This window comes from Streptomyces sp. NPDC049879 (assembly GCF_044461265.1).
In the GTDB taxonomy this organism is placed as follows: Bacteria; Actinomycetota; Actinomycetes; order Streptomycetales; family Streptomycetaceae; genus Streptomyces.
In genome coordinates this window covers 16993-38794 of record NZ_JBITKT010000001.1, presented here as the reverse complement: position 1 = coordinate 38794, position 21802 = coordinate 16993, and the positions used below count along the sequence as shown (strand labels likewise).

20 protein-coding genes are annotated in these 21802 nt (G+C 74.2%); 9 read left to right on the top strand and 11 right to left on the bottom strand.

Translation table 11 applies throughout. The annotated features are described in order from the left end of the window. Window positions 1-52: 52 nt before the first annotated feature. From ACIBPC_RS00200 to ACIBPC_RS00190, 3 genes are all read right to left on the bottom strand, one after another. Window positions 53-3481: a tetratricopeptide repeat protein gene (locus tag ACIBPC_RS00200; protein ID WP_398840204.1), complete on the bottom strand. Its 3429-nt coding sequence runs from the start codon at window positions 3479-3481 to the stop codon at window positions 53-55. Window positions 3482-3621: 140 nt separating this feature from the next. Next, window positions 3622-4455: an ABC transporter permease gene (locus ACIBPC_RS00195; protein WP_362966348.1), complete on the bottom strand. Its 834-nt coding sequence runs from the start codon at window positions 4453-4455 to the stop codon at window positions 3622-3624. 32 nt (window positions 4456-4487) lie between these two features. Then, window positions 4488-5531 carry an ATP-binding cassette domain-containing protein gene (locus tag ACIBPC_RS00190; protein WP_398840202.1) on the bottom strand — a complete coding sequence of 348 codons (1044 nt, stop codon included), beginning with the start codon at window positions 5529-5531 and terminating at the stop codon, window positions 4488-4490. 463 nt (window positions 5532-5994) lie between these two features. On the opposite strand from ACIBPC_RS00190, the gene ACIBPC_RS00185 reads away from it, so the two are divergent. Continuing rightward, window positions 5995-7563, top strand: coding sequence for a hypothetical protein (locus ACIBPC_RS00185; protein ID WP_398840201.1), 1569 nt, complete (start codon window positions 5995-5997; stop codon window positions 7561-7563). 56 nt (window positions 7564-7619) lie between these two features. On the opposite strand, the gene ilvA is transcribed toward ACIBPC_RS00185, so the two are convergent. Continuing rightward, window positions 7620-8846 (bottom strand): threonine ammonia-lyase, encoded by a 1227-nt coding sequence (ilvA, locus tag ACIBPC_RS00180; RefSeq protein ID WP_362966263.1) that lies wholly within the window; start codon window positions 8844-8846, stop codon window positions 7620-7622. Window positions 8847-9021: 175 nt separating this feature from the next. Here ilvA and ACIBPC_RS00175 point away from each other — a divergent pair, with 175 nt between their 5' ends. Further along, complete coding sequence (locus ACIBPC_RS00175; RefSeq protein WP_398840199.1) at window positions 9022-9564, top strand: MarR family winged helix-turn-helix transcriptional regulator; 543 nt, start codon at window positions 9022-9024, stop codon at window positions 9562-9564. A 10-nt stretch (window positions 9565-9574) separates the two neighbouring features. After that, the gene (locus ACIBPC_RS00170) at window positions 9575-10105 is read left to right on the top strand and encodes a S1 RNA-binding domain-containing protein (RefSeq protein WP_398840197.1); all 531 of its coding nucleotides are present in this window, start codon (window positions 9575-9577) and stop codon (window positions 10103-10105) included. Here the strand turns inward: ACIBPC_RS00170 and ACIBPC_RS00165 are convergent. Continuing rightward, a complete protein-coding gene (locus tag ACIBPC_RS00165; RefSeq protein ID WP_398840195.1) occupies window positions 10084-10785 on the bottom strand; it encodes a response regulator transcription factor in 702 nt (233 codons plus the stop codon). The genes ACIBPC_RS00170 and ACIBPC_RS00165 overlap by 22 nt on opposite strands. Before the next feature lie 110 nt (window positions 10786-10895). Beyond that, window positions 10896-12050, bottom strand: a complete 1155-nt coding sequence (locus tag ACIBPC_RS00160; protein WP_362966271.1) for a cystathionine gamma-synthase — start codon at window positions 12048-12050, stop codon at window positions 10896-10898. Between the two features lie 124 nt (window positions 12051-12174). Between ACIBPC_RS00160 and ACIBPC_RS00155 the strand changes: the two genes are divergently transcribed. The 5 genes from ACIBPC_RS00155 to ACIBPC_RS00135 all read left to right on the top strand — a co-directional run bounded on the left by ACIBPC_RS00155 (window position 12175) and on the right by ACIBPC_RS00135 (window position 15875). After that, window positions 12175-13296 carry a hypothetical protein gene (locus ACIBPC_RS00155; RefSeq protein WP_398840193.1) on the top strand — a complete coding sequence of 374 codons (1122 nt, stop codon included), beginning with the start codon at window positions 12175-12177 and terminating at the stop codon, window positions 13294-13296. Between the two features lie 46 nt (window positions 13297-13342). Then, on the top strand, window positions 13343-14011 hold the full coding sequence (gene msrA / locus ACIBPC_RS00150) for a peptide-methionine (S)-S-oxide reductase MsrA (protein ID WP_398840191.1): 669 nt from the start codon (window positions 13343-13345) through the stop codon (window positions 14009-14011). A 173-nt stretch (window positions 14012-14184) separates the two neighbouring features. Then, complete coding sequence (locus tag ACIBPC_RS00145) at window positions 14185-14496, top strand: helix-turn-helix domain-containing protein (RefSeq protein ID WP_398840189.1); 312 nt, start codon at window positions 14185-14187, stop codon at window positions 14494-14496. A gap of 129 nt (window positions 14497-14625) precedes the next feature. Continuing rightward, window positions 14626-15270 carry a ClpP family protease gene (locus ACIBPC_RS00140; protein ID WP_398840187.1) on the top strand — a complete coding sequence of 215 codons (645 nt, stop codon included), beginning with the start codon at window positions 14626-14628 and terminating at the stop codon, window positions 15268-15270. Next, window positions 15270-15875, top strand: coding sequence for an ATP-dependent Clp protease proteolytic subunit (locus ACIBPC_RS00135; RefSeq protein WP_362966287.1), 606 nt, complete (start codon window positions 15270-15272; stop codon window positions 15873-15875). Before ACIBPC_RS00140 ends, ACIBPC_RS00135 begins: the two co-directional genes overlap by 1 nt. A gap of 9 nt (window positions 15876-15884) precedes the next feature. Here the strand turns inward: ACIBPC_RS00135 and ACIBPC_RS00130 are convergent, their stop codons facing one another. After that, a complete protein-coding gene (locus ACIBPC_RS00130; RefSeq protein WP_398840186.1) occupies window positions 15885-16280 on the bottom strand; it encodes a helix-turn-helix domain-containing protein in 396 nt (131 codons plus the stop codon). Window positions 16281-16356: 76 nt separating this feature from the next. Next, the gene (locus tag ACIBPC_RS00125) at window positions 16357-17118 is read right to left on the bottom strand and encodes an SDR family oxidoreductase (RefSeq protein WP_398840184.1); all 762 of its coding nucleotides are present in this window, start codon (window positions 17116-17118) and stop codon (window positions 16357-16359) included. A 68-nt stretch (window positions 17119-17186) separates the two neighbouring features. Between ACIBPC_RS00125 and ACIBPC_RS00120 the strand changes: the two genes are divergently transcribed. Further along, the gene (locus tag ACIBPC_RS00120) at window positions 17187-18068 is read left to right on the top strand and encodes a sigma factor (protein ID WP_398840182.1); all 882 of its coding nucleotides are present in this window, start codon (window positions 17187-17189) and stop codon (window positions 18066-18068) included. Between the two features lie 34 nt (window positions 18069-18102). On the opposite strand, the gene ACIBPC_RS00115 is transcribed toward ACIBPC_RS00120, so the two are convergent. The 3 genes from ACIBPC_RS00115 to ACIBPC_RS00105 all read right to left on the bottom strand — a co-directional run bounded on the left by ACIBPC_RS00115 (window position 18103) and on the right by ACIBPC_RS00105 (window position 21788). Further along, window positions 18103-19701 (bottom strand): alkaline phosphatase D family protein, encoded by a 1599-nt coding sequence (locus ACIBPC_RS00115; RefSeq protein WP_398840180.1) that lies wholly within the window; start codon window positions 19699-19701, stop codon window positions 18103-18105. 95 nt (window positions 19702-19796) lie between these two features. Next, window positions 19797-21275, bottom strand: coding sequence for a hypothetical protein (locus ACIBPC_RS00110; protein ID WP_398840178.1), 1479 nt, complete (start codon window positions 21273-21275; stop codon window positions 19797-19799). Window positions 21276-21392: 117 nt separating this feature from the next. Then, window positions 21393-21788 carry a VOC family protein gene (locus ACIBPC_RS00105; protein ID WP_398840176.1) on the bottom strand — a complete coding sequence of 132 codons (396 nt, stop codon included), beginning with the start codon at window positions 21786-21788 and terminating at the stop codon, window positions 21393-21395. Between the last annotated feature and the right edge of the window lie 14 nt (window positions 21789-21802).

Sequence of the window (21802 nt, the reverse complement as noted above, 5' to 3'; positions counted from 1 at the left end):
ATCGTCTTCGGATGTCCGGGAGCGGGCGGGCGGCGGCCGGTGGCCGCCGCCGTCACTCCCCGACGCCGAAGACGTCACGCGCGGCGCGGCCCGGCACCATGCCCAGGCGCCATGCCGTCCATCCCTCCTCCGGGCCCTGGCCGCGCTCCAGCAGCACGGCATAGCTGCGGGCCGCGTCGGCAAGGCGCGGGTCGCGCAGCGGGTGGTCGTCGGCGAGCAGCTCGGCCAGCTCCTGTTCGGCGACGGCCTGGCCCACGACCGAGCCGCCGGGTGACGCGAGCGGCAGCAGCGTGACGCGCAGGAAGCGCGCCCAGTCGGCGCCGCGCCGGTCGGGGAGCCCTTCGCCGTAGCCCTCGGTGAAGGCGGCGAGCGCCTCGTCGGCGAGGCCGAGCGCCTGGCCGTGCCGCTCGTTCCCCGCGTCGACGACGGCCAGTTCGAGCCGGGACCAGGCGGCGCCGTGGGGGACGCCCGCCCGTTCGAAGTCGCGGCGGGCGTCGGTGAGGAGCTGGCGGGCGAAGCCGCTGTTGCGCAGGGAACCGGTGGCGGCGGCGCGCATGTCGCGCGTGACGCGCGCCGAGTGGTGGCGGGCGCAGGCGAGGCCGTAGATGTCCCGCATGCGGCTGAACATGCCGCGCGCGCTCTCCAGCGCCCTGACCGCCCCGGCGGGGTCGCCGGCCTCCTCCAGGGCGTGGCCCAGGTCGTAGAGCGTCCACGCCTCGCCGCGCGCGTCCTCCGTCTCGCGGTGCTGGGCCAGCGCCTCGCGCAGCTGCTCCTCGGCCGCCGCCGGGTCGCCGGCGTGGACGCGGGCGAGGCCCAGCTCGGTGCGCGCCCAGGCGACGCCGCGGACGTCGCGGGAGCGGTCGTACAGGTCGAGGGCGAGGCGCAGCTCCTGCTCGGCGGCGGGGACGTCGCCGCCGTACAGCAGCGTCTGGCCGAGCCCGAAGCGGGTCCACGCCTCGCCGTGGACGCTGCCGCTGCCCTGGTGGAGGTGGAGGGCCTCGGTGAGCAGCGTGCGGGCGGTGCGGAGGCGGCCGCGTTCGCGTTCGGCGGCGGCGAGGGCGTGGAGGGTCCAGGCGCGGTCGCCGGGGAGCGAGTCGGCGGGCTGGAGGGCGAGGGCCTCGGTGAGCTTCTCGCCCGCCTCGTGCAGGCGGCCCTGGTGCTGGAGGGTGATGCCGAGGTCGCGCAGGGCGCGGGCGGTGCCCGCGTCGTGGTGGTCGCGCTGGTAGGAGGAGACGACGGAGCTGAGCGTCGAGTTGGCGCGGTCGAGTTCGCCGAGCTGGCGGGCGGCGACGCCGGTGCGCCACTGGACGGAACGGGTCAGCAGGCCCTGGCCGAGCGCCTGCGCCAGCTCGTTCAGCTCGCCGAGGCGGTAGAGGTCGCCGCGCAGCAGGCAGTGGTCGCACAGGGCGCCGAGGAGGTGCTGGACGGCGTCGCGGTCCACGCGGGGGTCGGCGTGCCTGAGGGTGGCGGTGATGAAGCTGGTCTCCTCGTCGAGCCAGCGCAGCGCGGAGTCCAGGGAGCCGAAGCCGTGGCCGCCCGCGGCGGCGGGGAGGATGTCGGCGCGGGTGGAGGTCTTGCCGTCCACGAGGCGGAGCACGGTGTCCGCCAGCTCGGCGTAGCTGCGGATCAGGCGTTCCTGGGCGGCGGAGCGGTCCTCGTCGGTCTCCTCGGCGTGCAGGCGGGCGCGGGCGAAGCGGCGGACGAGGTCGTGCAGCCGGTAGCGGTCGCCCCGTACGCCGTGCAGCAGGCCCGCGCGGGTGAGGGCGGCGAGGCCCTGGGCGCCCTCCTGCTCGGTGACGTCGAGGAGGGCGGCGGCGGCGCGTGCGCCGAGGCTGGCGCGGCCGACGAGGGCGAGGCGGCGCAGGAGGCGGCGGGCGTCCTCGGGCTGCTGGGCGTAGCGCAGGAGCAGGACACGCTCTGCGGGATCGGCACCCGCGGGGTCGGTGCCCGCGGGGTCGGTGCCCGCGGGAACGGTGGCGGCGAGGTCGTCGGCGAGCCGGCCGGGCGGGAGGTGGTCGAGCGCGCCGCCGAGGAGGCGCAGCAGGAGGGGGCGGCCCCCGGCCAGCTCGGTGAGGCGGCGCCAGCCGTCCTCGTCGTAGGGGGCGGCGGCGCTGGTGCCGGTCTCGGTGACGGAGGCGCGCAGCAGTTCCTCGGCGGCGGCGGTGTCGAGGGGGCCGAGTTCCAGGTGGTGGACGGTGGCGGGGAGGTCGGCGGGCAGCGCGAGGGGTTCGGCGGCGGTGACGAGGACGAGGGAGTCGGAGCGCTCAGGGACGAGGGTGGCGACCTGCCCGGGGTCGGTCGCGTCGTCCAGGATGACGACGACGGGCTGGCCGGTGAGGTGCTGGTGGTAGCGCTCGGCGAGGCGGCGCAGCCTGCCGGGGTCGTCGCCCGGGCCCGCGTTCTCCCGGAAGAGCAGCTGGTCGCGGGGGGCGCCGAGGCGGTTCATCAGGTGCAGGAGCGCGTCGCGGGTGGGGAGGGGGTCCTCGCTCTGGCCGCGCAGGTCCACGAGGCAGGCGCCGCGGAAGAGCTCGCGCGTCTCGTGGGCGGCCCAGCGGGCGAGCATGGTGCGGCCCGATCCGGCGGGGCCGTGCAGGACGACGACGGTGGGGCGGGTGTCGGTGCCCGCGCGGTCGCGGCCGACCCACTGGACGATGCGGGTGAGCTGGGCGCGGCGGCCGATGAACGGGTCGCCCCGGTCCGGGAGGCGGTCGAACGAGCGGGCGAGGACGGCGCGGGTGCGTGCGGCGCCGCTGCGGTCCCTCGTCCGGTGGGGCGCGAGGCGGCGCTGCGGGCGGGCGCGGCGGGTGCCGGGGTCGTCGCTGTCGGCGGCTGCGCCGCTGCCGCTGCCGCTGTCCACGGCGGCCGGTGCCCCGGCGGGCCCGGGCGCGTCCTGCCTGCCGGACGCACCGGCGGTGGCGAGGGGTTCACGGCGCGGCGCGACGGCGCGCTGCTGTTCGAGGAACGGGCGCAGGCCGCGGACCTCCACGGCGTTGCGCCAGGCGAGGCGGAGCTGCTCGACGCCGCCCGGCTGGTTGCGGCTGCCCGCGCTGCGTTCGGCCGTCCACAGGTGGGCGACGACGGCCTGGAGCGAGAAGCCCGCGAAGGCGGCGGCGATGACGATGACGGCGTCGGCGAACGCGGTGGCGGGCGAGTCGATGCCCCCGATGAGCAGGAGGGCGGCGAGCCCTGAGGCGAGGGCTCCGGCGGCGGTGCCGCCGAGCGCGCGGGCGCCGAAGCGTTCGCCGAGCCGGGTGGGCGCGCTCTCGGCCTCGGCGCGCGCGTAGGCGGCGTACTCCTCCTCGGCCGGGCGGACGATCTCCGGCAGCGCCGAGCGGACGCGGTCGAGCAGCCGGGCGCCGTCCACCCGGCCGTCGGAGCGGCGGACCTCCGCCTCGACGGCACGCGCCAGCATGCCGTCGAGGTCGGCCAGGTGCCGTTCGTGCGGCAGTTGCTCTCGGTGCAGGTGTGTGCGGACCGGCATCGCGTTCCCCCTCGGTCACTTTTCCGGCCCCTTGCCCACCTCCCGTCACTTCACGCCACTTCCGAGGCGTACCGAGACCAAGTCGTTGTAGCAGGCCGTTTGTTCACGGCGGGGCGGGGCCGGAAGGCGACCGGGGGCGATCAGCCGGTGGCGCGCTTGTACTTGCGGACCGCGAGGGCGCGGAAGACGGCGATGATCAGGACGGACCACAGCAGGGTCGCCAGCTGCGGGTGCTGCATGGGCCAGGCGTCCGGGGCCTCGTAGCCCGGCGGCAGGTTGCCGAACAGGTCGCGGACGGCGAGGACGGTGGCGCTGAACGGGTTCCACTCGGCGACGGGCTGGAGCCAGCCCGGCATGTTCTCGGAGGGCACGAAGGCGACCGACACGAAGGTCAGCGGGAAGAGCCAGACGAGCCCGCCGGACGTCGCGGCCTCGGGCGAGCGCACCGACAGGCCGATGAGGGCGCCGATCCAGGTGAACGCGTAGCCGAGGAGCAGGAGCAGCCCGAAGGCCGCCAGGGCGTCGAGCGGGCCGTTGTGCACGCGCCAGCCGACGAGCAGCGCGACGACGGCCAGGACGGCGAGGATCACGGCGGTCTGCGCGAGGTCGGCGAACGTACGGCCCGTCAGGACCGCGCCGCGCGCCATGGGCAGGGAGCGGAACCGGTCGATGATGCCCTTCTGCATGTCCTCGGCGATGCCCGCGCTGGCACCGGCCGTGGCGAAGGTGACCGTCTGGGCGAAGATGCCGCCCATCAGGAACTCGCGGTACGCCGAGGCGCTGTCCCCGGCGCCCGGAATTCTGATGGAGCCGCCGAACACGTAGCTGAACAGCACCACGAACATGATGGGCTGGATGAGGCTGAAGACGACGACCTCGGGGATGCGCAGCATCCGCAGCAGGTTGCGCCTGGCGACGACCAGCGAGTCGTGCAGCCCTTGCCGGAAGCCGATGCGTTCACCCGTCCTCGGCATGGGCCGGACGGTGGCGTCCTCCTTGGTGATGCTCACTGCGCGTCCTCCCCCTTCTCCGTCTCCGTGCCGTCGCCGTCGCCGTTGCCCTGGGGGCGGCGGGCCGCCGCCCGGGCCGAGTCCTTCGAGATCTCCATGTCGTCGGCCGAGTGGCCGGTGAGGGAGATGAACACGTCGTCCAGCGTCGGGCGGCGCAGGCCGATGTCGTCGATCTCGACGCCGCGCCCGTCCAGTTCGCGGATGGCCTCGGCGAGCGACTTGGCGCCGCCCGAGACGGGGACGCCCAGCTTGCGGGTGTGCTCGACGAGCGTCGTGTCGCCGTCGCCGATCCGCCGCAGGACCTCCTCGGCGGTGGCCAGGTCGGCGCGGTCGTGGACGACCAGTTCGACCACGTCGCCGCCGGTCTGGGTCTTCAGCTCGTCGGACGTGCCGCGCGCGATGACACGGCCGCGGTCCACGACGGCGATGCTGTCGGCGAGGTGGTCGGCCTCCTCCAGGTACTGCGTGGACAGCAGCAGCGTCGTCCCGCCGCCGACCAGTTCCTCGATGACGTCCCACAGCGCCTGCCGGTTGCGCGGGTCGAGACCGGTGGTCGGCTCGTCCATGAACATGACGGGCGGGCTGACGACGAGGGCGGCGGCCAGGTCGAGCCGCCTGCGCATGCCGCCCGAGTACGTCTTGGCCGTGCGGTCGCCCGCCTCGGCGAGCGCGAAGCGGTCGAGCAGCTCCGCCGCCCTGCGCTTCGCGTCGCGCCGCGTCAGCTGGTAGAGCTGGCCGACCATCTCCAGGTTCTCCCGGCCGGTCAGGTACTCGTCCACGGCGGCGAACTGGCCGGACAGGCCGATGGAGCGGCGCACCTCGTCCGGCCGGGTCAGCACGTCGATCCCGGCGATCTCGGCGCGGCCGCTGTCGGGCCTGATGAGCGTCGTGAGCACCCGCACGGCCGTCGTCTTCCCCGCGCCGTTCGGCCCGAGCAGGCCGAAGACGGTGCCTTCCGGCACGTCGAGATCGACGCCGTCCAGCGCCCTGACGTCGCCGAACGTCTTCACCAGACCCTCGGCGTGGATGGCGCCTGCCATGTCTGCTGTCCCCCTGTCTGCTCGGTGGCCCTGTCCGCCCGGTGGCGCGTGGGTGGGCGGATATCCACGGTGGCCCCTGCGGGGCGCGTCCGCCACTCTAGATCATCGCGATACATCGCGACAGTAGCTCATTCGGGTCATCTTTCCCCCGAAGTCCCGCCGGGCGGCGCGGAGTGGGGAAGCGAGGGTTTGCCGGGGCGATCGTCCCGGTTGTGCGCGGCGGGGGGTGGCGCCCGTTCGCCTGCGGCGCCGATGGCGCGCGCCCTCCGCGGACCCGGGGCCGAACTCGCCGCAACTCCTCGACACACGTGCGCAGTGACACCCCGTGAGTGGCCGACGGATCGCGCCGAAGTGCTTGGTGACGTGTCATCGGGGTCTCTAGGATGACCGACGACCGGCACACACGTTCGGTTGTGTACGGAAGCAAAGCCAGCACGGCTCATGAACCCCTCGGGGAGGACGCATGGCGGACAACGAGCCTGGGAATTGGAGTGTCAACCCATGGCCGGCATTCTTCGAAGGCGAGATCGGCAAGACGCCCTGGGCGGACACGGACACGTTCGTCGCGGAGATCGACCCGGGACAGATGGCCGAGCACGCCACCGTCTACGCCCGGGCGGCCGGGGAGGCCGGCACGGCGTCCGACCTCGCCAGGATCGCGACGCAGCGGGCGGGCGAGGCAGGGACGGCCGACGGTGACCCCCTGATCGGCATGGGCGAGCGCATATCCGTCACCGACCGGGACCTCCAGCAGGGCGACGGCGGTCTGGACGACGTGGTGCACCTGCTCGTCCGGGTCATGAACCTGGCGGTGGACACGGAGAAGCGCGTGTACGAGACCGTCTACGGCGACGGCGGACTCGACGACACCCGCAAGGAGGCCGTGCGCGAGGCCCAGAACCACATCCAGAACATGGAAGCCGCGTTCGAATACGCCCAGGAGTCCTCGGTGCGGGGCCGGGTGGGCAACGAGGGCGAGTCCATGTCGGTCGAGGGGATCATGCGGGGCTGGCGCGAGGAGGCCGAGAAGCGGATGGTCGAGCGCATGACGGACCCCGTCACCACCGCCGCCGAGAAGGTGCGCGGCGAGATCGACGGGTACCAGGCCAAGCTGCTCGACTACGGCGCCGAGCTGATCGGCCACGGCTACCGGCTGACCGAGGGCCCGCTGAAGCTGTGGACGTCCCCGTTCATGGCCGAGCACGCCGCGCGCGGCGTCGCCTGGGAACTCGCCCACGGGGCCGACCGGAGCAAGCTCGCCGACCTCACGAGCGTCCTCGGCGAGATCACGGCGCGAGCCGGCCGGCTCGGGGAGGGCGAGGAGCTGAGCCCCGAGGAGATGACGTACCTCAGCGCTTTCCTCAACCAGCTCGGGCAGAAGGGCGTCGTCAGGCTGGGCGAACTCCAGCCCGACGCGACCGCCATGTCCCCGGGTGCGGTCGCCCTCGACCGCGAGGCGGTGCGGAACGTGGCCAACGCCTGGAACCTGCTGGGGGACCCCCGCTTCGACTGGCAGGGCCGGCACGACACGTACTGGACGGACTTCATGATCGATCCCGACATCGGCGCGACCGAGGAGAACGTGCGCAACCTCAACGCCGTCGGGCACCTGCTGGCCGAGGCGACCGTCCCGCCGCACGAGGGCTGGGCCATGAACACGGCGAAGACGGCCGTCGAGATCCAGGCCGACTGGGAGGACCGCCACCGCGACGGGCGCGACGGCGGGGGCCCGGCGTTCACCGGGGCGAGCGACGTGCTGCGCAACGCGGCGCGCAGCGAGACCGGTGCGCAGCAGCTGCTCGACGACGAGGAGTTCCGCGACAACCTGCTGAGCCGCACCTGGCAGGACAGCTCGGGCGCCGCCGCCCTGATCGACGGCGGCACCCGCGAGGCGCGGTCGGTGCGCGACTTCGCCGTGCTCGGCACCATGGATTCCCACAAGGACGAGATCGCGGGTTCGTCCGACGGCGCGGAGCACTCGGCGCTGCGTGACAGCGTGGACCGCCTGAAGGAACGCTGGGGGCAGGACTGACCCGTCCGGCACGGCGACGGCGCCCCGGTGCGGGGGGCGCGTCAGTCCAGGCTGTGTCAGTTCAGGACGCGGTAGCCCGCCGCCGTCAGGGCCGCCGTGAGCTGCGCGCAGTGGTCCTGGCCCTGCGTCTCCAGCTGCACCTCCACCTCCGCGTCGCCCAGCGCCAGGCGCGGGTCGGTCCGCAGGTGGTTGACGGCGAGGACGTTCGCGTCCGCCACGGACAGTTCCGCGAGCAGCGCGGCGAGCGCCCCGGGCCGGTCGGGCACGGTGAGGCGCAGCGACAGGTAGCGGCCCGCCGCGGCCATGCCGTGCCGCAGCGTGCGCTGGAGGACGAGCGGATCGACGTTCCCCCCGGACAGCACGGCGACGACCGGCCGGTCCCCGAACGTCCCGGGCGCCGACAGCAGCGCCGCCACCGGGCTGGCACCGGCGGGTTCCACGACCATCTTGGCCCGTTCGAGGCACAGCACCAGCGCGGCCGACAGCTGGTCCTCGCTCACCGTGCGCACCTCGTCCACCAGGTCGGCGACGATGCGGAACGGCACGTCACCCGGCCTGGCCACCTTCATGCCGTCCGCCATGGTGGCCACACTGTCCAGCGCCACAGGGCGCCCCGCCGCAAGCGACGCCGGGTACGCGGCGGACCCCGCCGCCTGCACCCCGATCACCCGCACGTCGGGCCGTACCGACTTCACCGCGAGCGCCACACCCGCCGCCAGTCCCCCGCCGCCGATGCCCAGCACGATCGTCCCCACCTCGGGACACTGCTCCAGGATCTCCAGGCCAAGCGTCCCCTGCCCCGCGACCACGTCCGGGTGGTCGAAGGGGTGGATGAAGACGGCGCCCGTCCGTTCCGCGTGCTCCTGCGCCGCCGCGAGTGTCTCGTCCACGACCTGACCGGTCATCCGCACCTGCGCGCCGTACTCCCGCGTCGCCGCGATCTTCGGCAGCGGGGCGCCCACGGGCATGAACACCGTGGACTCCACACCGAGCAGCGACGCCGCCAGCGCGACGCCCTGCGCGTGGTTGCCCGCGCTGGCCGCGACGACCCCGCGCGCCCGTTCCTCCGCGGTGAGCCCGGCGATACGGGTGTAGGCGCCGCGCAGTTTGAACGAGCCGGTGCGCTGCAGGTTCTCGCACTTGAGGTGGACGGGCGCGCCCACGAGCCGGGTCAGGTAGCGGCTGCTCTCCAGCGCCGTCACCCGGGCGACCCCGGCGAGGGTCCGCCTGGCGGCCAGGACGTCGTCCGGGCCCGGCGCGGGCCGGTGGTCTTTCACGGGCATGCCGCCAGTGTCGCAGGCCGGGAGCCGGAAGGGCCTGACGGGTTGGCTCATTGACGGCCCGCCTGTCGGCGCCGCCAAGTACGCTGTGGCTCGGCCGCGGATAGCCCTTCCGCACGCCCCTCCCCCGCGCCCGCGCGACCCCGCGCGTTCGAGAGACGGACCCGAGACCCGGACCATGACGCCTGACGACACCGCATCAGCGCCCCTCCCCCGGGAGGTCGCCGACCCGATCCTGCTCGACGCGCTCCAGCACCAGGTCGCCGTCTTCGCCCGCCGCGCCGAGCAGACCAGGCTGGCGGGCTCGGGACCGGCCAGGGGCGCCATGGACCGCGCCGCGTACCTGCTGCTCAGCAGGCTGGACCAGAACGGGCCCACCGGTGTGAAGGCGCTCGCCGCCGGGATGGGCATCGACTCCTCGACGGTCACCCGGCAGGTCGCGCCGCTCGTGGACGCGGGGCTCGTGCTGCGCGACGCCGACCCGGACGACGGGCGGGCCGTCGTCCTGCGGCTGTCGGACGCGGGGGGCGCGCGCCTGGAGGAGGTCAGGGCGTCGCGGCGGCAGCTGATGTCGCTGCTGACGGAGGACTGGACGCCGGAGCAGCGCACCGACTTCACCGTGCTGCTGACGCGGTTCAACGCGGCGATCGGCGACTGGCAGAACGCCCCGGCGACCGGGCGCGCGCCCGTCGCCACCGACAGCGACCGCCCGCCCGCGTAGCCGGCAGCCTGTGGTGGCGACGGAGGCGGGGGCGTTCCTGCGGGGCCTGCGCCTGGGCGCGGTGCACGGCGGGACGGTGACGGCCCTGGCGCCGTCCGGCGCGTCCGTGGTGCTGGACGGCCAGCCGCCCGGCCCCGCCCTCGGCCTGATCAGGGTCCCCGAGCTGGCGTGGACGCCGTGCGGCGACCCGGCCGGGACCGTGTGCGTGCGGGAGCGGGTCACCGTGCAGGTGCTGCGCGTCGACGCGGAGCGCGGCCTGGTGTCCCTGTCGCGGCGCGCCCTGCGCCCCGACCCGCTGCCCTGGCTGGCGGAACGGCTCGGCGCGCGCTTCACGGGCCGGGTGACGCGGGTCGCGCCGTCCGGCATCCGCGTCCTGCTCCCGTGCGGCGTGGAGGGGCTCGTACCGGCCGTCTGGTGGGGGGAGCTGCCGCGGGTGGAGCCCGGTGACGAGCTGGCGGTGACGACCAGCGCCGTGGACCCGAGGGCCCGCCGGGTGTGGCTGCTCCTCGCAGGCCCTGGTCAGGAAGCCACCATCTTGTAGCCGACGCCCCGCACGGTCAGCAGGTACCGCGGCTGCGAGGGGACCGGCTCGATCTTCTCCCGCAGCCGCTTCACGTGGACGTCGAGCGTCTTGGTGTCCCCCACGTAGTCCACGCCCCAGACCCGGTCCATCAGCTGCGGCCTGGTGACGACGCGCCCCTCGTTCCGCAGCAGCAGCGTGAGCAGGTCGAACTCCCGCAGCGGCAGCTCCGTCCGCCGCCCCGCGACCACGACCACGTGCCGCTCGACGTCCACCCGGACCGGCCCCGCCTCCAGCACGGACGACTGCTCCCGGTCCGCCCCGTACTCCCTGCGCCGCCGCAGCACCGCGCGGACCCGCGCGAGCAGTTCCCGGGGCGAGCAGAGCGCCCCCACGTAGTCGTCCGCGCCCAGCTCCAGGCCGACGACGCGCTCCGTCTCGTCGTCGTCGTCGGCCGCGGCGCTCAGGACGATCAGCCCGGCGCCGCCCGCCCGCGTCAGCAGGCTCCGGCACACGTCGATGCCCGGCGCGTCGGGAAGCGCGGAGTCGAGCAGCACGATGTCGGGCCGCCACCGGTCGAACGCCGCCAGCCCGGCGCGCCCCGACCCGACGGTGACGACCTCGTACGTCTCCCGCCGCATCAGGGCCACCAGGGCGTCGCCGCGTCCGTCCCCGCCATCGATGACCAGCACCCGCGTCACAGTGCGTCTCCCTCGCCACGGCCACGTCCCCGTTCACCCCTTGTTGTTCCGGGGCACAGCGGGCGTTACCCCGCCCGGGGAGGGGCGGGCGGGGTCATGGGCGGGGCGTGTCAGCCGAGCGCCCGCGCCAGGTCCTCCAGCAGATCGTCCACGGCCTCGATGCCCACGGACAGCCGCACCAGGTCGCCGGGCACCTCCAGGGCCGAACCGGCCGCCGACGCGTGCGTCATCCGCCCGGGGTGCTCGATCAGCGACTCGACGCCGCCGAGCGACTCGCCCAGCGTGAAGACCCGCGTACGGTCGCACACCGCGACCGCCGCCTCCTCGCCGCCCGCGACGCGGAACGACACCATGCCGCCGAAGTCCCGCATCTGCTTCGCCGCCGTCTCGTGCCCCGGGTGCTCGGGCAGCCCCGGGTAGAGCACCTGGGTGACGGCGCGGTGCGCGGTCAGCATCTCGACGACGCGGGCGGCGTTCGCGCTGTGCCGGTCCATGCGGACGGCGAGCGTCTTGATGCCGCGCATCACCAGCCACGAGTCGAACGGCCCGGCGACCGCGCCCATCGCGTTCTGGTGGAAGGCCAGCTCGTCGGCGAGGCCCTTGTCCGCCGTCACGAGCGCGCCGCCCACGACGTCGGAGTGGCCGCCGAGGTACTTGGTGGTCGAGTGCACGACGACGTCGGCGCCCAGCGCCAGCGGCTGCTGCAGGTACGGGCTGGCGAAGGTGTTGTCCACGACGAGCCGCGCGCCCGCCGAGCGCGTGATCTCCGCCACGAGCGCGATGTCGGTGATGCCGAGCAGCGGGTTCGACGGCGTCTCGACCCACACGACCTTCGTCTCCGGCCGCAGCGCCGCCCGTACGGACGCCGGGTCGCCGGTGTCGGCGACGGACCAGGCGACGCCCCACCGCTCCACGACCTTCGTGATCAGCCGGAACGTGCCGCCGTACGCGTCGTCCGGCAGGACCACGTGGTCACCGGGCCGCAGCACGGTCCGCAGCAGGCAGTCCTCCGCGGCCAGCCCCGAGGCGAACGCGAGGCCGCGCGTACCGCCCTCGAGCGCGGCGAGGTTCACCTCCAGGGCGGTGCGGGTGGGGTTGGCGGAGCGGCTGTACTCGTAGCCGCCGCGCAGCCCTCCGACGCCGTCCTGCTTGAAGGTGGACACCTGGTGGATCGGCGGGACGACGGCGCCGGTGACGGGGTCGGGTTCCTGCCCGGCGTGGATGGCCAGCGTCTCGAAGCGTTCCGCGCTGTGCTGCTCGTTCATGGCACCACGGTAGTGGGCCGTACGGTGGAGTCCGTGCGCCGCGAGCCGTGCACGCCGCCGCGCACACCGCACTGAGGACTGTCCACAACGACGACGGAGAGCCGCCACCGCCATGGAAGCCCTGATGTTGCTGTTCGCGATCGCCGTGATCTTCGGCGTCGTGGTGATGCCCGCGCTGCGCAGGCGCAGGGAACGCCAGGATCTCGAACGGGCCGCCGCGACGGCGGACGCCATGACGCGGCGGCCGGGCCCCGTCTCGTTCGACAAGGCGGACCACGCCGGCCACGCCGACACGGGCCACGAGGGCGGCCTCGTGCCCGCCGACCAGCTCGACGTACGCCTGCCGGGCCCCGACGACGACCTGATCGCCGCCCTGGAGGAGACGCAGCGCACGCAGGACTGGCGCCCGGTGGGCAAGCTGCTGGCGCTGACGGACGAGCCCGAGCTGCGCTGGCAGCGCGTCCAGTCGCTCGCCGGGGCGGCTTCCCTGGAGCTGGCGCGGCACCGCGCGACCGGCCAGGGCACGGACGCGGGCTGGCTGCGCATGTGGCGCGCGCAGGAGCCGGAGGAGGCGGGGGGCGCGGAGCTGTACGCGCAGTTCCTCGTGTGGGAGGCGCTGCGCGACGGGGCGGCGGGCGAGCGGCGGGTGATCCTGGAGGAGGCCGCGGCGGTGTGCGCCGAGGCGTCGCGGCTGGCCCCGGCGGACGACCCGGTGCCGGGCATCATCAACCTCTACGCGGCGCGCGGACTCGGCGGCCGCCAGGACTTCGACGCGCTGTGGGCCGGGCTCGCGGCGCGGGCGCCGCAGCACATGGGGGCGCACATCGCGGCGATCTCGTACCTGTCGGAGCAGTGGCACGGGTCGCGGGCGGACGCGGAGGGCTTCGCGCGGGCGGCGGCGGGTGCGGCGGGGCCTGGCAGCCTGCTCCCGGCGCTGCCGCTGTTCGCGGTGTACAACCACCTGCCCGACATGCAGCACTCGCCGGGCATGTTCCAGGGCGCGGTGATCGGGGACGCGATCGAGGGGGCGCAGTTCGCCCTGAACGCGGCGCCCGCCGACCACCCGATGGCGCCGCACGTGCGGCATCTGCTGCTGTGGTTTCTCGTGCGCGCGGAGCGGTACCCGGAGGCGGCGGAGCAGGTGCGCGCGGTGGACGGGTACGTGGGCGCGATGCCGTGGGTGGCGGGCGGGGAGCCCGTGCGGGAGTACACGGCGTTCCGCGCCCTCGCGATCGCGCGACAATAGAACAGAAAGCCGACCGGAGCGCCACGCAAGGAGCGAGTGGACCACCATGCTGTACACGCGGGCACACAAGAACCGCCTCCCCACCCCGGAGGAGGCTCTGCCGGGCCGCGACGAACCGCTGTCCGGCGTACCGGGGACCCACACCGTCCTCGGCACGCCGCTGGCCGGCCCCCACCCGGAGGGCCTGGAGACGGCGGACTTCGCCCTCGGCTGCTTCTGGGGCGCCGAGCGGCGCTTCTACCGGACGCCGGGCGTGTGGACGACGCTGGCCGGCTACCAGGGCGGCCTCACCCCGCACCCCACGTACGAGGAGGTGTGCAGCGGCCTGACCGGGCACACCGAGACGGTCCGCGTCGTCTTCGACCCGGACGTGGTGTCGTACGAGGACCTGCTGAAGGTGTTCTGGGAGTCGCACGACCCGACGCAGGGCTTCCGGCAGGGCAACGACATAGGCACGCAGTACCGCTCGGCGATCCACACCCACTCGCCACGCCAGCAGGCCGCCGCCGAGGCGTCGCGCGCGGCGTATCAGCGCGTACTGGAGCAGTCCGGCTACAGCGCGATCACGACGGAGATCCACCCCGCCGCCGACCACACGTTCTACCCGGCCGAGGGCTACCACCAGCAGTACCTGGACAAGAACCCAGCCGGCTACTGCGGCCTGGGCGGCACAGGCCTCTCGTGCCCCGTGGGCCTGCCGACACACACCCGCTGACCCCCACTTGCGGCGGGGGTCCCCCGAACGGGCGAAGCACCGCGCAATCCACCCCCGGCTCCCGTGCCTCCGCCTACCTTGGCGGCTGTGCGGGAGCGCTACGGGATCGAGGCAGAACCAGAGGTACGGGCCGGGCCGGGGGCATCTCCCCACCGGACCGTCGAGGAGCTGCCGTGAGCGCGGGCTACCGCACGCCGTGGACGATCCCCGCGGCGTACCGCCCTGACCCCGCCTACGTCGAGGCGGGCGCCGCGCTCGCCCTGGGGCAGGCGGTCCACGACCGGCGCACCGCCCTGGGCTTGGACCACACGACGCTGGCGGAGCGTACCGGCCTGTCCCCGGACGACATCGAACGCCTCGAAGGCGGGGCCACGCCCCCCACCCTCCCCTTGCTCCGCACGCTTTCGGCCGCCCTGGACGCAAAGCTCGACATGTCGGTCGACCCGGACGACACGTACGTGTCCTTCATCCCCCACCCGGCCTGAGCAGCCGTATTCCCTGAGCGGTGGGCGGGCTCTGCTGTCGGCTGATCTGCCGAGGGGAGAGATTGCTTCGTGCGGGGGGTGGCCGGGCCGAGGGTGGTGGGGACAGCTTCTCGAACGGAGGACCGGCCCATGACGCCAGCCCCACACCTGTACGTCCCCCCGCGCGCGGCCGATGACGAGACGGCTCCGACGCGTTTCGACGACCATCTCGCCGAGCAGCTCCTGACCCGGCGCATCATCTTCCTCGGCACGCAGGTGGACGAGGTCTCGGCCAACCGCATCTGCACGCAGCTCCTGCTCCTGTCCGCCGAGAATCCCCGCGCCGACATCACCCTGTGCATCAACTCCCCCGGCGGCTCCGTCACGGCCGGGCTCGCCATCTACGACACGATGCGGCTGATCCCCAACGACGTGGCGACGCTCGCCATGGGGTTCGCGGGCAGCATGGGCCAGTTCCTGCTGACCGTGGGGGCGCCGGGGAAGCGGTACGCGCTGCCGAACGCCCGCGTGATGATGCACCAGCCGAGCGCGGGCATCGGCGGCAGCACGTCGGACATCGCGATCCAGGCGGAGAACCTGGAGTTCACCAAGTCCACGATGGAGCGCCTGATCGCGGAGCACACCGGTCAGAGCGAGGAGGTCATCGCGCGGGACAGCGACCGGGACCGCTGGTTCACGGCGGAGCAGGCGAGGGAGTACGGGATGGTCGACAAGGTGGTGGTGTCGATGGACGACATCCGTCCCGGCACGGCGCAGCGGAGGGCGGGTTTCTGATGAGCCAGTACACGATCCCCACGGTGGTGGAGCGCACGTCGTCGGGCGAGCGCGCGTTCGACGTCTTCAGCCGGCTGCTGTCCGAGCGGGTCATCTTCCTCGGCACCGAGATCGACGACGGCGTGGCCAACGTCGTCATCGCGCAGCTGATCCACCTGGAGTCCGACAACCCCGACCGCGAGATCGCCGTCTACATCAACTCCCCCGGCGGCTCGTACACGTCGCTGATGGCCATCTACGACACGATGTCGTACGTCACCTCGCCCATCTCCACGATCTGCGTCGGGCAGGCCGCGTCCACGGCGGCGGTGCTGCTGGCGGCGGGCGATCCGGGGCGGCGGATCGTCCTGGAGCACGCGCGCGTCCTGCTCGGCCAGCCGCAGAGCGGCGGGCAGCGCGGCACGGTCGCCGATCTGCGCGTGCAGGCCAAGGAGATGCTGCGCATCAGGGCGCAGGTCGAGGAGGTGCTGTCGCGGCACACCGGGCACGACGTGGCGCGGCTGCGCGCGGACACCGACCGGGACCGTGTGTTCACGGCGGAGGAGGCGGTGGCGTACGGGCTGGCCGACCATGTGCTGAGCCGGCGCAGGCCCGCCGCCGTCTGAGCGCGCCGCTCAGGCAGCGAGCCGTACGTCGCCCCGGCCAAGCGGGCGTGCGCGCAGGGTGGTGAACGAGGTGGCCGCGCGCCGCCGTTCGTCCGGCCGGGGCGGCGCGAGGCGGATGATCTCGCGGTGGACGAGCGCGAGGAGTTCGGCCAGCGTCAGGCCGAGGGCGCGGGCGGCGGCGGCCAGGACCTCGGAGGACGCCTCCTTGCGCCCGCGCTCGATCTCGGAGAGGTAGGGCATGGAGATGCGGGCGCGCTCGGCGACGTCCTTCAGGGTCCGTTCCTGGGCGCGGCGTTCGCGGCGCAGGACGTCGCCGACGACGTCGCGCCACAGCGGCTCCCTGGCCGGGGGCGGCACCGGCGGGGAGGAGGGACGGAGGACCGGGTCGGCTGCGTCGCTGCTCACCCCCTCAGGGTAGGAGCAGCCGGGCGGAGCGGCCCCCCGTGGCCGTTCCGCCCGGCGCGAACGCGGGCCGCGCGCGTCACCACGGCCGTTCGGCGAGAAACTCCTCCCATGTCCTGGTGCCCCGGTCGGCGCCGTCGAGCGACAGGTTGGCGCCCGCCCGGTAGGCGCGGCCCGCCGCACCGGGGAAGGGCACCGGCAGCAGGGGCCGCCGCTTGCCGCGGGCCGCGAGGTAGCCGCGTGCCAGGTCGGCCATGGTGTACTCGCGCGGCCCGACGAGGTCGCGGACGTGTCCGTCCGGCGCGCCGCCCGCCAGTTCCACGAGCCGGTCGGCGACGTCCCGCGCGTCCACCGGCTGGAGGCGCACGGCGCGCGGGGCGGGGAAGACGGGCAGCTTGCCCATGGGGCGGAAGGCGTTCAGCACGAAGTCGTGGAACTGCGCGGCCCGCAGGTTCGTCCACGGCACGCCCGACGCGGCGAGGATCTCCTCGGCGGCGAGCTTCGAGCGGAAGTAGCCGAGCGGGAGGTGTTCCGCGGCGGTGACCGAGATGTTGACCAGGTGCTTCACCCCGGCCGCCGACGCGACGGTGGCGATGTGGCGCGTCACGGCCTCGTTGTTCTTGGCGTCGCCCGCGAGGTGCAGGACGGTCGTGACGCCCTCGACGGCCGCCGCCGCGCCGGTGCCCGCGGCCAGGTCGCCGGTGACGTACGTGACGCCGTCCTCCGGGGGGCGCGCGTGCCGGGTGAGGACGCGGACCTCGTGCCCGGCCGCCCGCAGGCGCGGCACCACGTGCCGGCCGAGGGTGCCGGTGCCGCCGGTGACGAGGATGGGCGCGGTCATGGTTCCTCCCGAGGTGCTGGTGAAGGGATCTACAGTGACGACACCCCGGAAGGAAGATGTGTGACACGGTGGACGGAGAAAGTGCGCTCGCGGTCCGTTTCGAGGCGGAACGTCCGCGTCTGCGTTCGGTCGCGTACCGGATGCTCGGCTCGCTGAGCGAGGCGGACGACGCGGTGCAGGAGTCGTGGCTGCGGCTCGGGCGCGTGAAGCCGGGCGAGGTGCGCAACCTCGCCGCCTGGCTGACGACGGTCGTGGCCCGCGTCTGCCTCAACGTGCTGCGGTCGCGGGAGCGGCACCCCGAGGAACCGCTCGGCGTTCACCTGCCCGATCCCCTGATCGGCGCCCCGGACGGCGATCCCGAGGGGGCGGCGCTGCTGGCCGACGCGGTGGGGCTGGCGCTGATGGTGGTGCTGGAGACGCTGGAGCCCGCGGAGCGCGTCGCGTTCGTGCTGCACGACATGTTCGCCGTGCCGTTCGACGTGATCGCGCCGCTGGTGGAGCGGTCCCCGGCGGCGGCGCGGCAGCTCGCGAGCCGGGCGCGGCGCCGCGTGCGGGACGGGGCGCCGGTGCCGGACCCCGACCGGGCGCGGCAGCGTGCGGCGGTGGACGCGTTCTTCGCCGCCACGCGGGACGGCGACCTGGAGGCGCTGCTCGCGGTGCTGGCGCCCGACGTGGTGCTGCGGTCGGACAACGGCGCGGCGCGCGGGGGGCGTGCGGTGGTGCTGCGGGGCGCGAAGGAGGTCGCGGGGCAGGCGGTCATGTTCCGGGCGCTGGCGGAGGCGGTGCGCCCGGCGCTGGTCAACGGGGCGGCCGGTGTGGTCGTCGCGCACCGGGGGCGGCCGCTGTCCGTCATGGCGTTCACGGTCACGGGCGGACGGATCGCCGCGATCGACGTGCTGGCCGACCCGGCGCGGCTGCCGGACGTCACGGCGGCGTTCCTGGCGTCCTGAACGGCGCGCGGCCCCGGCGGGACCGCGCGCCGGGTCAGGCCTGCTGCGCGCCCGGCCGCCCGTCCTCCACGACGAAGCGCGCGGGCGTCGTGACGCCCGAGCCGGGGCTGCTGACGTACGGCAGCACGCGGTAGTCGGCCGTGAAGTCGGCCTCACTGGCCCGGCAGACGGTGTAGCCGCGCTGGGAGTTGTGCCACTTCAGGTGCGGGTTGACGCCGGGGGCCATCCAGTCGAAGCCGAACGTGTCCATCGCCGTCCCGTCCCCGCCCGAGCTGACGGACGTCCCGGCGAACTCGGTGGCGACCACGGGCGAGTCCGGGTCGTCGAAGTCGAGCTTCAGGTCGGCGACGACGCTGCGGTGGATGTCGCCGGTGAGGACGACGGGGTTGCTGACGCCGCGCCGGTGCATGCCGCCGAGGAGCCGGTCGCGGGCGGCGGCGTAGCCGTCCCACATGTCGAGCCCCGAGGAGACCACCGCCGGGTCGGGGTCGTGGTCGACCTGGGCGACGAGCGTCTGGTTGGCGAGGACGTTCCACCGCGCGCCGGAGGCTTCGAGGCCGTCGAGCAGCCAGCGTTCCTGGCCGGGGCCGAGCATCGTACGGGCCGGGTCGGAGCGTTCGGCGTCGCAGCCGGGCTTGGTGCCGTCGCCGCAGACCTGGTCGTCGCGGTACGAGCGGGTGTCGAGGACGTGCAGACCGAGCAGGTCGCCGAACGCGAGGCGCCGGTAGAGCTGCGCGGACGAGCCGGTGGGCTTCTGCGGCAGCCGCAGCGGCAGGTGCTCGTAGTACGCCTGGAACGCGGCCGTCTTGCGCGCGCGGAAGCTCGCCGGGTCGTCGTCGGGGAAGCCGTCCTTGTCGATCTGCGCGGTGTCCCCGGCCCAGTTGTTCTCCACCTCGTGGTCGTCCCAGGTCAGGATCCAGGGGAAGGCGAGGTGGGCGGCCTGGAGGTCGGGGTCGAGGCGGTAGAGCGCGTGCCGGTTGCGGTAGTCGGTGAGGGAGTACGTCTCGTGCTGGAACGACGCGTCGAGCGTCATGCCGCGCACGCCGCCGTTCGCGCCGACGCCGTACTCGTAGAGGTAGTCGCCGAGGTGGACGACGAAGTCGAGGTCCTCGGCGGCCATGTGCCGGTAGGCGGTGTAGAAGCCCTCGTACCAGCACTGGCAGGACGCGAACGCGAACGTGACGGCGGCCGGTGACGCGCCCGCGTCGGGGGCGGTACGGGTGCGGCCCGTGGGGCTGATGTCGCCGCTGCCGTCGACGCGGAAGCGATAGAAGTAGTCGCGGCCGGGCTTGAGTCCTGTGACCTCGGCGTGGACGGAGTGGGCCAGTTCGGGGACGGCCTGCGCGGTGCCCTGCTGGGCGAGGCGCGTGAACCGTTCGTCCTCGGCGACCTGCCAGGACACGGCGACCCGGCCGTCCGGCATGCCGCCGCGCCCGTCGAGGGCGAGCGGGTCGGGGGCGAGGCGCGTCCACAGGACGACGCCGCCTGGCAGCGGGTCGCCTGAGGCGATGCCGAGCCCGAAGGGGTCGGCGGCGAAGCGGGGGGCGGCCCAGGCGCGCGCGGTGCTGAATCCGGCGCCGAACAGGCCGAGGGCGGCGGCCGTGCCGAGGAATCGGCGTCTGGTGTGGTTCATCGCTGGCACCATCGCCGCAGCGGGCGGCGTTTGCGCGGAGGCACGCCCGACACTCCGCCGTGCCGGTCACATGTGCGGTCCGCCGGGCGTGGCGTTCAGCCGAGGTTGGCGCCGCCCGCGAGGTAGCCGTACCGGGTGCGCAGGCGCTCGATGGGCGCCGCCTCGTGGTGCCGCAGGGCCTCCTCGATCTCCTCGGGCGGCGCGCTGACGCCCGCGTTGAGCATCCGGTGGGAGGACTCGATCATCGTGAAGGTGAGGAAGAAGGCGATCAGCGCGGCCAGGGCCATGCCGCCGTACAGCCAGACGGTGAGGACCTCCACGTCCCGGTCGAAGTCGAAGAGCCACACGGGGTCCGAGCTGATGACGGCGGGCATGAAGCCGAAGACGGCGAGGAACGGCAGGGCGGTCACCCACGCCAGGTCGGCGCCCTGGGCGAAGCGTGGGCGGCGCGACGCGAGCGCGAGCCACAGCGCGGCGTTGGCGAGGAGAGCGCCGGTCTCCCCGGCTATGCCGAGCCAGGCGACGCCCGGCATGCCGGGGAACGCGGTCGGTGTCAGGAGGGTGGCCGCGCAGGCGACGGCGGCGCCGAGCAGGGCGAGCACGGCGTAGAACCAGCGTGCGCCTGCCCCGCCCGGCACGGGCGTGGACGGCATCCAGCGCGGGGTGACGGGCCCTGAGCCGGTGTCGCCCTCGGCGGGGGCGCGCAGCCGTTCGGGGTTGTCGGGGAAGCGCTGGCCTATGAGCCGGCGGCGCAGGTGGACGCGGCTGTCGTCGCCGGGCGCACCGGGGTCGTACCAGACGTCGAACTCGTTGCCGAGGACGGGCGCCCAGCAGGGGTACTCGTTGATGCGTATCGTCACGTCGCGCGGCCCCTCGGGGGTGGGCCAGGTCAGCCCGACGAGGAAGACGGGCAGGGCGTCGAGCCATTTGCCGGTGCGTTCCACACGGGTGACGCGCGCGGTCTCGTGGGTGCCACCGTCCAGCACGGCGCGGAACCGCTGCCGTTCCGCCTCGTGTCGTTCGCGGGCGACACGTATCTGCGGCAGTTCGAAGCGCAGCGTGAGCAGCGCGATCACGACGAGCAGCACCGTGCAGAGGGCGGCGAGCGCCTGCCGCCACCAGGCGGCGTCGGCCCACGCGCCCCAGGGCAGCAGGACGAGCGCGACGGCCACGCCCGCGAGGCATCCGGCAGCGGCGGTGCAGCGGTTGACGGGCAGCCCGTGGGCCGGGGCGTTGCTGTTGCTCCTCGTGCCGATGAGCATGTGGGTGCTGTAGCCGTAGATGAGCTTCTGGGCGCTCCCGGCCACCGACATCGCGGTGAGGGCGATCATCGGCAGGACGAGGTAGGTGCTCAGCGGGATGAACGGGCCCATGTCGGGCGCCGGGACGAACGGCTCACCGACGAACAGCCCCGTCGTCACCCCGGAGAGCAGCGCGCCGGACACGCACCACAGGAGCGCGACGAAGACGAGCCGCACACGCAGGCTCCGCCGCCGCGCCCGGACGATCACCGGGGACGCCGGACAGGGAAAGGTCTCCCCCTCCGGATCGGCCAGCGTCAGCGCGAATGTCACGGTGTGCCCCCCTTCGTCTCCCGCACCACCGCGACAGATCCTACGGGCCCGCACTGACATCGGGAGGGGGAACGACCCAGCCGAGCCCCGACGGTGACGTGACGTCAGTCCGTCCTGCTACCCGGGCCCCGGGCTGCCCTCCGGGTCCCGGACGGTGCACAGATACGCCTCGGCGCCCGACCCGAAGCGGGTGCCGTGCGGGGGTTCGAGCACCTCGCCGCCCGCGTCGCACACCCTCCGGTGGACGGCGTCCACGTCCTCGGCGACCACGTAGACCGCGCTGGTCCCCGCCCGCATCCGCCCGTGCACGCTGTCCTTGTGCCTGGTCGAGCCGAACACCAGCGCACCACCGCCGGGCCAGCGCAGCTCGGCGTGCCCGATGCCGCCGTGCTCGTCCGGCGCCGTGACCGCCGTCTCGAAACCCAGTACGTCCACGAGGAAGCGCAGCGCCGCCCTCGTGTCGTCGTAGTGCAGGACCGGCCAGACGGAAGACGGGGGCTCCTCGTGCGACATGCCGATCATCGTAG